7 protein-coding genes are annotated in these 11,141 nt (G+C 68.9%); 5 read left to right on the top strand and 2 right to left on the bottom strand.

Features of this window, described 5'->3' with window-relative positions; translation table 11 throughout:
* The coding region (locus MU407_RS05270; protein WP_246955918.1) for a transposase at window positions 1-215 on the top strand (215 nt) is incomplete at its 5' end.
* A 197-nt stretch (window positions 216-412) separates the two neighbouring features.
* On the top strand, window positions 413-2,113 hold the full coding sequence (locus MU407_RS05265; protein ID WP_246955916.1) for an RNA-binding domain-containing protein: 1,701 nt from the start codon (window positions 413-415) through the stop codon (window positions 2,111-2,113).
* Between the two features lie 91 nt (window positions 2,114-2,204).
* Here MU407_RS05265 and MU407_RS05260 read toward each other — a convergent pair whose 3' ends face one another.
* Entirely contained in the window at window positions 2,205-3,404 is a 1,200-nt protein-coding gene (locus MU407_RS05260) for an FAD/NAD(P)-binding oxidoreductase (RefSeq protein ID WP_246955914.1), read from the bottom strand.
* Window positions 3,405-3,497: 93 nt separating this feature from the next.
* On the opposite strand from MU407_RS05260, the gene MU407_RS05255 reads away from it, so the two are divergent.
* Together MU407_RS05255 and MU407_RS05245 are read left to right on the top strand one after the other, a co-directional pair.
* Entirely contained in the window at window positions 3,498-4,325 is an 828-nt protein-coding gene (locus tag MU407_RS05255) for a GntR family transcriptional regulator (protein ID WP_281507659.1), read from the top strand.
* A 14-nt stretch (window positions 4,326-4,339) separates the two neighbouring features.
* The gene (locus MU407_RS05245; RefSeq protein WP_246955912.1) at window positions 4,340-5,737 is read left to right on the top strand and encodes an MBL fold metallo-hydrolase; all 1,398 of its coding nucleotides are present in this window, start codon (window positions 4,340-4,342) and stop codon (window positions 5,735-5,737) included.
* 67 nt (window positions 5,738-5,804) lie between these two features.
* Here the strand turns inward: MU407_RS05245 and MU407_RS05240 are convergent, their stop codons facing one another.
* Entirely contained in the window at window positions 5,805-7,169 is a 1,365-nt protein-coding gene (locus MU407_RS05240; protein ID WP_246955910.1) for a hypothetical protein, read from the bottom strand.
* Here MU407_RS05240 and MU407_RS05235 point away from each other — a divergent pair.
* Complete coding sequence (locus MU407_RS05235; protein ID WP_246955908.1) at window positions 7,141-11,136, top strand: fibronectin type III domain-containing protein; 3,996 nt, start codon at window positions 7,141-7,143, stop codon at window positions 11,134-11,136. The two genes, MU407_RS05240 and MU407_RS05235, sit on opposite strands and share 29 nt — an antisense overlap.
* Window positions 11,137-11,141: the final 5 nt, after the last annotated feature.

Here is an 11,141-nt window from a genome sequence, read left to right as displayed (position 1 = left end):
TGCGCAAGCTCGGCCGGACGTTGAACCAGCGGATCCAGGACATCCTGGCCTACTTCGACCTGCCCGGCACCAGCAACGGCCCCACCGAAGCGATAAATGGCCGTCTCGAGCATCTGCGCGGCTCCGCTCTCGGTTTCCGCAACCTCACCCACTACATCGCCCGCAGCCTCCTCGAAGCAGGCGGCTTCAGACCCCACCTACACCCTCAAATGTGAAGAGCCGATAAACCCGGCCGCTGCAGCGGGACACCTTCAGGACCCCGTCAGCACCTCCGGCCTACTACGGCAGGCAGCTTCCCATAGCACGGCAGAGACGAGCCGTCTTGACCGCACACCTAGGAGTTGTTCCGCCGAGTTGTTCAGAGTTGTTTGTAGTTGTTGCAACAACTCGCAAACAACTCTAGTCTCGGATCATGCCCACGTCACCGTCGTTGCCGCAGGCGATCCGTACAGCCCTGGAGGCCATCTCCACCGGCGCCCGACCCGCGGACGTCGAGGATCAGCACCTCGACTTCAAAGAGGATCCTGCGACCACTCCCGCACGCAATCCTGACGCGCGCCGGATCGAGGTGCTGCTGGACGCTACGGTGTGCTTCGCGAACGCCGACGGCGAGTCCCACATCATTCTCGGCCTCCGGGACAAGGCCGCTGGTCCAGCAGCGTTCACGGGAACCGATGCTGATGCGCACACCATCCGGGCGAAGATCTTTCACAACACCAGACCGCCTCTGACCGTCGACGTCACGGAGCTGGATTGGGATGGGGTACGACTGCTGGACATCCGTATCCCCCAGGGCCTGACGGTTTACTCCCGCTCCAACGGAGCAGCGACGATCCGCGACGGGGATTCCTGCCGGGAGCTCACTGATCGCGAACGCCAGGCGATCGCGTTCGCGCGGGCGAACCCCGACTACACCGCACGGCCCTCATCACTGGGGATCAGCGACCTGGACCCCGCCGCCATGACACTCGCTCAGCGCCTGCTGGAGCACCGCTCCCCTGGCGAGCGCGCCACTTCCGCGGAGGATGTGCTGCGCCGCCTGGGCGTTCTCGACGACCGGGGAACACTCACCGTGGCCGGGGAGATCCTACTGGCCAGCACCGATCGAGTACTTGCTCGTCACCTCTGGCGACGCACCCCTGGGGCAGAGCCGTCCACCACGGAGTACACCGGTCCGCTCCTGCTCGCCATGACGTCAGTGCGCGAGCGCATCTCGGCTCTGTCGGATCCAGAGAACTCTCGCGTCGAACTGCCCAGCGGGCTCGAACGCCCTATCCCCGATTTTCCTGCGCAGGCTGTGGACGAGTCGGTGACCAACGCCTTTGTCCACCGTGACTGGGCGTCACAGATGCCGATCGACATCGACCACTCTCCGATCAGGCTCAGCATCGACTCGCCCGGACCGCTCCCGCACGGCGTTCAACTAGACCAGATCCTCAGCACCCGCTCCATGCCTCGCAACGTGGCGCTGATGCGAGCTCTGCATCGCCTGGGCTTGGTAGAGGAGACGTCACGCGGCTTCGACCGCATGTGGGTCGCGATGCTGCGAGATGGGCGCACGGCACCCCACGTCCAGGCCGACAACTTCCACGTGTCTGTCACGTTCACCGCAGATGCGGTAGACACAGCGTTCATCCGCTGGCTCAGCGCCCTGGACATGACTCTCGGGCCCGCAGCGGAGGTGAACAGTCTCAATGCCCTTCTGGTTCTCAAGCATCTGGAGAGCGCGCCCGTCCTGTCCGGGCGCCAAGCCTCTGTTCTCCTCCAGGTGGGGATTTCGGAGGCGCGCGCGGTCCTCGGCTGGATGGTCAGCACCGGTGTGCTGCAGGAAGCGCAGGGCGCTGACGAGTGGCAGCTCAGTGGGCAGGCGCGCAACGAGTTCTCCGCCTCTGGCGGCACCGCTCCCCAGGCCGGCGCGGTCGAGCACTGGGTGATGAGCGCGGTGCAATCCGGCGAGACAGTCACCAATCGCGCCATCGCCTCCGCCACCGGCACCCCCGCTCGGGAGGTCACGCAGGTTCTGCGCCACCTCGCCAACACCCGTCGCATCAAGAAAGACCCCGATGGTCCCACTCGAGGCCCGGGGGTTCGATGGATCGCGGCCGACCTCTGACCGCACCCGACCCGAGAGTTGTTTCCCAAAGTTGTTCAGAGTTGTTTGCTGATGATCAAACAACTCCGCAACACGGCAGGCGGCAGATCTCTCAGGCCCTGCCCTTGAGCATGAGGTTCCAGTACATCGCGGGCAGCCCGTAGCGCTTGAGCAGCCACATGTCCTTGCGGGACTTCGTGGTGTCGATCTTCGGGAAGCTCGGGGTGGGCCGCATCGTGTAGTCGAACTCGGCCAGCAGCATCGTCGAGCGCGAGGTGGTCAGCGGGCACGAGGCGTAACCGCCGTAGGATCCGGTGAGCTCCTCGCCCTTCATGCGCGCCAACAGGTTCTCCACCAGCACCGGGGCCTGCTTGCGGATCGCGGCGCCGGTCTTGGAGTTCGGGGTGGAGCCGGCATCACCGAGCGAGAACACATCGGGGTAGCGCACGTGCTGCAGGGTGTGCTTGTCCACCTGCACGTAGCCGGCGGGGTTCTCGGGATCGGCGAGCGGGGTGCGCTTCAGCCAGTCCGGGGCGGACTGCCGCGGCACGACGTGCAGCATGTCAAAGGCCAGGGTCTCGGCCTCCCCGCCGTCGTTCGGGGTGATGGTCACGGTCTTGCCGGGGCCGTCGATCGCGGTGACCTCGCTGCTGAAGCGGACCTCGATGCCGTAGTCCTGCGCCACGCGCTCGAGCTCCTCTGCGAACTCCGGCACGCCGAACATGCCGGGCGTGGGCAGCACGAGCACCACGCGAATGTTGTCCAGCATGCCCTGCGTGCGCCAGTAGTCGGCGGCGAGATACGCGATCTTCTGCGGGGCGCCGGCGCATTTGATGGGGCCCGACGGCATCGTGAACACGGCAGTTCCCGAGCGCAGCTGTCGGATCAGATCCCAGGTCTTCGGGGCCAGGTCGAAGCGGTAGTTGGAGGACACCGCCGGGGTCTCGAGCGCCTCGGCCATGCCGTCGATCGCGTCCCAGTCCAGCTGGATGCCGGGGCAGACGACGAGCTGGTCGTAGGTGATCTGCACACCACCGGCGGTGGAGATGAGCTTCTGTTCGGGGTCGATGTCGGTGGCGCGGTCCTTGATCCAGGCCACGCCCTGCGGCATGACCGATGCCTCGGAGCGGACGGTCTCCTTCTGCCGTGCGCAGCCGCCGCCCACGAGGGTCCATAGTGGCTGGTAGTAGTGCTTGTCGCTGGGTTCGATGAGGCCGATGTCCTCGACCCCCTGGCGGCGCAGTCGCGCGGCGACGGTGATGCCGGCGTTGCCGCCGCCGATGATGAGGACGCGGTGGTGGATGCTGGTCATCGTTGACCCCCTGGGGTGTTGTGCGTGGCCCCGGTCTTGCCCGCGGGCCGGAATGTACGTACCTTAGGCGGCGGAGAGTTCAGGAGGCAAGAGATGCCGGCGATCGATCTGATACGTGACGGGGGCCCCGCGCTGTGGCGCCAGGTCGAACAGGACCTGCGGCGGCGCATCGACCTGGGCGAATACCCCACCGCCTTCCCCGGCGAGAAGGTGCTGGCAGCAGAATACGGCGTCAGTCGGCAGACCATGCGGCAGGCCCTGCGCCCGCTGCGCGAATCCGGCCTCGTCAGCGCTGAGCGCGGCCGCACCCCGCGGGTGTGCCCGGGCGTCGTCGAACAGCCCGTCGGCGTGCTCTACAGCCTGTTCGCCTCCGTGGAGGATGCCGGACACAGCCAGGACAGCCGCGTGCTGCGCCTGGAGGAGACCACCGACCCGGAGGCCGCCGCCCACCTGAACCTCCCCGCAGACCATCCGCTGCTGGTCCTCACCCGGCTGCGCTGCTCCGACGGAGTGCCGCTCGCACTGGACACCGTCTACCTCGACGCCGAGCTCGCCCGTCCACTGCTGGACGCGGACTTCTCCCACACCGCCCTGTACACGCAGATGGAACAGCGTCTGGGCGTCGTGCCCCGCTTCGGCCACGAAGTCATCGAGGCGGTCACCCTCGCGGCCGAGAACGCCGAGCTGCTGGGCGTCACCCCCCGCTCCCCCGGTTTCCGCATCGAACGCTTCGGCCGCAGCGAACGGGGGGCGATCGAATGGCGCATCACCCTCTTGCGCGGCGACCAGTTCCGTCTGACCTCCCATTTCACCCCCACCACCGGGCAGAGCTGGGACCTCACCCGGCCCGATGCCCAGCCCGATGCCCAGCCCAACGACAGCCCCACCCGCCGGACGAACGACCACCCCGCCACCGACTGACCCAGGAGAACCCCATGCTGCTCGAACGGATCTACGACGAAGACCTGGCGCAGGCCAGCTACATGATCGGCTGCCAGGCCAAGGGCGAAGCCCTCGTGGTGGACCCCCGCCGCGATATCCAGGTCTACCTGGACCTCGCCGCCCGCCACGGCCTGACGATCACCGCGGTCACCGAGACCCACATCCACGCCGACTTCCTCTCCGGCACCCGGGAGCTCGCCGCCGCCACCGGCGCGACCGCGTACGTCTCCGGTGAGGGTGGGGAGGACTGGACCTACGGCTTCGACGCCGAGCTGCTGCACGACGGCGGCACCATCACGCTCGGCAACATCACTGTCACCGCCAAGCACACCCCCGGCCACACCCCCGAGCATCTCGCTTACCTGGTGACCGACGGGGCAGTGACCGACCAGCCCGGCTACTACCTCACCGGTGACTTCGTGTTCTCCGGGGACCTGGGCCGCCCGGACCTGCTCGATGAGGCCGCCGGCTACCAGGACACCCGGTTCGCAGGCGCCAAGCAGCTGTTCGCCTCCCTCAAGCATGCCTTCATCGACCTGGGCGATCACATCCAGGTCTTCCCCGGTCATGGCGCCGGCTCCGCCTGCGGCAAGGCGCTGGGCGCTCTGCCGTCGACCACCGTGGGCTATGAGCGCAAGTTCGCCTGGTGGGCGACGTACCTGGAGAACGACGATGAGCAGGGCTTCATCGAGGAGCTGCTGGACGGCCAGCCCGATGCCCACGCCTATTTCGCCCGCATGAAGCGGCAGAACAAGCAGGGCCCGGCGATCATGGGTGAGCGGCCCGTCCCGCAGGAGGTCAGCGCCACCCAGCTCAGCACGGGGATGGCTGATGGTTCCCTCGCACTCGTGGACACCCGCCCGGTCGAGGAGGTCCACGCCGGCACCGTACCCGGGGCGCTGTCCCTGCCGAACCTCGGCAAGGCCGCCACGCACATCGGCTGGGCCTTCGATCCGGAGTCCGATGACGCCGAGCTCGTGGTCCTCGCGCCTGATGCCGAGACCGCGAGCGAGTGGAGCGACCACTTCGTGCGGGTGGGCGTGGATCGCCTCACCGGCTACCTGCCCTCCCTGGAGGAGTTGGAGCTGTCGGCCCCGGCGGTGGTGGCTCCCGCGGATCTCGCGGCGCTGCGCGAGAGCGAGCCGGAGGACTACCTGCTGGATGTGCGCAACCGCTCCGAGCATGCCGCCGGCACGATCCCGGGGGCGGAGCAGCTGAGCGCCGGGAAGGTGCTGTTCCACCAGGACCAGCTGCCCGAGGGCACGAAGCTCATCACGTTCTGCCAGTCCGGGCAGCGCAACACGGTGGCGTCCTCCGCGCTGCGCCGGGCCGGCTGGGACGTCGTGGAGCTGCAGGGCAGCTACGGCGCCTGGGAAAAGGAGCAGGGCTGAAGCTCAGCGGCTGACGAGGCCCGGACCGGCATCTGACCGGTCCGGGCCCGACGGGGGCCTCTGCTGCTCAGGCGTCCCCGTCGGCGCTCTTCTCCTCGCGATTCTGCGCGGCCTGCTGGACCCCGCGCGCCACGGCGGTCGCGGCATCGAGGTAGGCGTTCTGCGTGGATTCGGAGGTGGTGGCGTAGTCGATGGCGCCACCGCGCTTGAGGGCATCGTCGAAAGGGATCGGCAGCACCTCGGCGACCTGCGGCGCGAAGGCGTCCGCGAGCTCTTGCGCGACGGCCGGGCCGTCGGGCGATCCCTCCGGTTCGAGCTCGTGCATGAGCACGACGGCCGAGCGCACCAGCTCCTCGTGCCCGCTCGCGACCAGCGCCTTCATCATCTGCTGGGCCACGCGCGCGGAGTCGTGGCTGGCCGCGACGGGGATGACGAGCTGATCGGCGGCCTCGAGGGCGGCCTGGAAATGGCCGGTGCGCATGTTGTTGCCGGTGTCCACGAGGATCAGCCGGTAGAAGCGCGTGAGGATCTCGTGGACGGTCGCGAAACCCTTGGCGTCCACGATGTCCTGCCGGGTGGGGTCCTCATCGGAGGCCAGCACGTCGAAGTGGCTGTCCCCCTGCGGACGCACGAAGGCGTCCAGGGCCCCCAGGCGGCTGCCCTCGATCGAGGAGAAAAGCCCCTCGGCGCCGTGCAGCAGGTCCACGACGGTGCGGGTGTGGTTGCCGACGCGGGACCGGTCCCCGAGGGTGCCCATGGTCTCGTTGGCATCCCATGCCACGACGGACCCGCCGCGCACGATGCCCATGGTCGCGGCGAGCAGGTAGGTGCTGGTGGTCTTGCGTGCGCCGCCCTTGGGGTTCGCGATGAGGATGGTGCGGGCACCCTGGAAGTTGGTCTGGATGACCTCGCGCTGCTCGCGCCGGCGCTGTTCCTGCTGGCGCCGACGGGCTTCGCGGCGGCTCGAGGCGCGCTGCTCCTCCTCCTGCCGGACGGCTTCGGCGCGGCGCTCCTCCTCGGCGCGGCTGCGCTCCTCGGCCAGGCGCGCGCGGCGCGCGGCGAGCTCTTCCTCGGAGGGCTTCAGCTTCATGCCCAGTCGGCGGTTCCAGCTGCCGCGGGATCCCTCGGTGGCGGGTTCCTGGGCGATGCGCTGCCACTCCGGGTCATCCTCGGCGATGCCGTGGTGCGCGGGGGCGGGCTCCGGTGCCGACGGCTGGCCCGGGATCGGCTGCGGGACGGGCTGCGGCTGGACCGGCTGGGGCTGCTGCATCTGCGGCTGCCCCTGCTGCATCTGCGGGGAGGCCTGCGGCGGCTGCGGCGAGCCCTGCCCCTGCTGCGGGGCGGACTGCGGGTACCCCTGCGCCTCATCCGCGGGCTGCGGGGCCGGGGCCGGGGAGGGCGCGGTGGGCCCCGCGGGCGGGGTGCTGGTCACCAGCTCCGTGACCGTCCCCGAGGACAGCGGTGTCAAAGCCACCGTGGTGGGGCATCATCTGATCCGCGTGGAGGTCGAGCCCGGTGCCGCTGTCAGCGAGGAGCCGGTGCCGCTGACCTATGAGGTCGCGAACGCCGAGGGCAGCTCCACGGGCACCGTGCGGGTCATGCTCGCCGCGACCGATACCCAGTTCGCCAACCCGGTGCCCGCCCCGGATGAGGCCGTGGTCTGCGCTGGGGACATGGTGCTCGTGGATGTGCTGAGCAACGACATCTCTCCCACCGGCTCCACCCTGCACCTGGGGGAGGTCTCCGGGACTGACGGGGTGGAGGGTCTCGGGGTGGTCGAGACCCATGATCAGCAGATCCGTTTCCGTGCCGCCCCGGATGCGCAAGGGGAGGCGACGATCTCCTATGAGGCGGTGGACCAGACCGGCCGCGATGGCTCCAGTCGGCTCCGGGTGCGGATCATCCCCGCCGATGCCGAGGACACTCCGCCGCAGCCCCAGAATCTCGTGGCCCGCGCGGTGGCGGGCTCCCCGGTGCGCATCCCCGTGCCCACCACCGGCATCGACGCCGAGGGCGATTCGGTGATGCTGATGGGGATCTCCGAGCCCGCCCCGCAGCTGGGGGAGATCACGAGCGCCACCGGTCAGTGGATCGAGTACGTGCCCTATCCGGATGCGGTGGGCACCGATACCTTCCGCTACCAGGTGATGGATGCCTCCGGGGCGATCGGCACCGCGGAGGTGCTGGTGGGCGTCGCGGCGCCGCCGGAGCTCAACCAGCCGCCCTACGCCGTGGATGACGAGCTGGATGTGCGGCCCGGCCGCGAGATCCAGATCCCCGTGCTCATGAACGACTCCGACCCGGAGGAGGATGCCCTCCAGCTCCTCCACGATTCGGTGACCCCGCTGACGGATATCGAGGTGATCCCGCCCGCGGAGGGTCGTTCGAGCGACCGCATCACCGTGATGACCCCGGAGGAGCCGGGCACGCACACCCTCACCTATGAGGTGTCCGACGGCCAGCTGACCAGCGCCGCGACGGTGACGCTGCGGGTGGACCCGGGCGCCCCGCTGCGCGATCCCATCGCGGTCGATGACTACGTGGATCCCGCCCAGGTGCTGGACCCGGCGGGGGAGACCATCACCGTGGATGTGCTGGCCAATGATCGCGACCCCGATGGCTCGATCTCCGATCTGACGGTGCGGATGGAGGACGGGGCCGACGGCTCCCTGCTCAGCGATGACGGAATCCTCACGGTGATCCCCGGTGAGGAGCAGCAGCGTCTGCGCTACACCATCACCGACCGCGATGAGCAGACCTCCTCCGGCTACGTGTGGGTGCCCGGCACCGCCCGCATCCCGCCGGTCTGGGTGGGTGGGACCCTCGAGGTGGTCTCCGGCAGCGAGCTGAGCATCGACCTGGCCGACTCCTCCCTGGTGCGGGTGCGGCCTGGCGCGCAGCATGCCCGGGTGCTCGACGATGACGCAGCGCAGGCCGACCACACCGACGGCACCCCGCTGGTCGCGGACGAGACCACGCTGGTGTACCGCCCGGCCGAGGACTACGAGGGCCGCGACACGATCACGGTGGAGGTCTCTGACGGCGCCGCCGGAGATGCGACCGCCGCACGTGGCTCGCTCAGCATCCCCATCGAGGTGCTCAGCGGCGAGACGAACCAGCCACCCACGCTGCGCGGCTCCCTGATCGAGGTGGAATCCGGCGGCTCTGCGACCACCGTGGATCTGCGCACCGCGGCGGAGGACCCCGATGGTGATCCGCTCGAGTTCAGTGTGGATGACTCCGTTCTGCCCGAGGGGGTGAGCGCCTCCATCAGCGGCAGCACCCTGAGCGTGAGCGCCGAGCTGGATGCCCCGCGCGGGGAGACGATCCAGCTGCCGGTGACCGTCACCGACTCCGTGACCGCACCGGTGACGGAGACGTTCCAGCTCACCGTCACCGGCAGCCGCCGCCCAAAGGTCTCCCCGGGCCTGGATGAGCCGGTGATCGACGCGGGGACGACCGGCCGCGTGGACGTGCTCGAGAACGATTCCAACCCCTTCCCCGGGGAGCCGCTGACCCTCGTGGATGCCCAGCTGGTCTCCGGCGACGGTGGCGTGAAGTTCGAGGGCGACCAGGTGATCATCGAACCTGACCCGGAGTTCGCCGGCATCCTCACCGCGAGCTACACGGTGGAGGACGCCACCGGTGATCCCGAACGGCGGGCCACCGGCGAGATCCGCGCGACCGTGCGCGGCAAGCCGGAGGCGCCGTCGGCCCCTCGCGTGGGTGAGGTGGGCGATGGCACCGTGGAGCTGACGTTCACCGCGGGCGATGACAACGGCGCCCCGATCAGCGGCTACACGGTCACCGCCGCGAGCGGCGGCAATGTCACCCAGAAGTGCAAGTCGACCACGTGCACCGTCACGGGGCTCACCAACGGCACCGAGTACACCTTCCAGGTGGTGGCGCACAACGAGGTCGGTGACTCCCCGGCCTCGTCGCCCTCGGCCCCCGCCACCCCGGATGTGCGGCCGGAGCCGCCGGGCACCCCGCAGGTCCAGCGCGGCGACCGGCAGCTGCAGGTCAGCTGGTCCCGGCCCGAGAACCGCGGCTCGGCGTTGCAGAAGTACGACGTGCAGCGCCGCGATGAGGGAGGGCGCCTGGAGACCCGCTCGGTGGACGCCACCAGCACCGAGCTGACCTGGGATGAGCTGATCAACGGGCACGATTACAGCTTCCGGGTGCGGGCCCACAACCTCTCGGAGGAGCCCTCGGACTGGTCCGGCTGGTCCCGCCCGCAGCACCCGGCCGGGCCGCCGAAAGCCGTCTCGGGCGTGGAGGCCAGCCGCACCAACGACCGACTGGGCGGCGGCGTGACCATCACGTGGGACAAGCCCGATGCCGATGTGCACAACGGGGAGCCGATCAGCGGCTACACCATCCGCGCCTCCGACGGCACCACCGTGACCGCGGGCGGGGATGCCACCTCCGCGACCATGCGCAACCTCGACCCCGATACCGGGTACACCTTCACCGTCACCGCGAAGAACTCCGTGGGGCAGGGCGCTACATCGGCTCGCTCGAACGAGGTGGTGCCCTGGGCGATCCCGGAGGCACCCACGGGCGTGAGCGCGAGCCTGCCGGATGAGGGCACCGGCGCCGGTCCCGACGGCCGGGCCGTGGTGTCCTGGAAACCGGCCCAGGACAACGGCACTGCCATCAAGGACTACGTGATCAGCTGGGACGGCGGCTCCAAGACCGTGGACGCCTCTACCACGTCGGTCACAGTGGACACCCTGAAGAACGGCACCTCGTACCGCTTCACCGTGCAGGCCCGCAATCGGTTCAAGGGCGGGGAGTCCGCGCCCTCGGATCCGTCGAACACGGTCAAGCCCTACACGCGCCCGGAGGCACCGATCGCGCGCGGCTACAACACCCCGTTCATCTGCTACTCGCTCAATGACTGCCGGACGATGGTCCGCGTGGATAAGCCCACGCAGCTCGGCGGCGTGCCGCTGAAATCCATCACCCTTCACCCCGGTGATGTGGAATGCAACCGCACCGACCTCACGGAGAGGACCTGGGCGACCTGCAATGTTGCGGAGAGCACTAAATACACGATGACCGTGACGGTGGAGAACGAAAAAGGTCTGGTGAGCGAGCCGACCACCGTCACCTTCAGCACGCCGTCCTGGAATGGCGGGAAACCGCACGTCCCCATCAACCTCACGTGGAAGAAGGGGACCAAGGGCACCGAGTCCTACATCGTCACCATCGGGGACTCCGACTTCCCGGCCGTGGACTACGAGTTCCGCACGTATCACCATGGCAAGTGGAAGTCGGTGGGGAAAAGCAGCGGCACCTTCGAGATCAGCACGACCGTCTCCGGCGGTTCCGACTTCTACGTGCGCGGCGTGGATAAGAACGGCAACTACAGCCAGACCGTCTCCTTCCAGTGAGGCGG

Origin of the sequence: Brachybacterium sp. Marseille-Q7125, assembly GCF_023062615.1 — a bacterium.
Classification (GTDB): domain Bacteria; phylum Actinomycetota; class Actinomycetes; order Actinomycetales; family Dermabacteraceae; genus Brachybacterium.
This window is presented reverse-complemented; position numbering and strand designations above follow the sequence as displayed.

Coding starts and splice junctions, on each gene's coding strand:
- MU407_RS05265 (WP_246955916.1), top strand. CDS start 413: ATGCCCACGTCACCGTCGTTGCCGCAGGCGATCCGTACAGCCCTGGAG.
- MU407_RS05260 (WP_246955914.1), bottom strand. CDS start 3,404: ATGACCAGCATCCACCACCGCGTCCTCATCATCGGCGGCGGCAACGCC.
- MU407_RS05255 (WP_281507659.1), top strand. CDS start 3,498: ATGCCGGCGATCGATCTGATACGTGACGGGGGCCCCGCGCTGTGGCGC.
- MU407_RS05245 (WP_246955912.1), top strand. CDS start 4,340: ATGCTGCTCGAACGGATCTACGACGAAGACCTGGCGCAGGCCAGCTAC.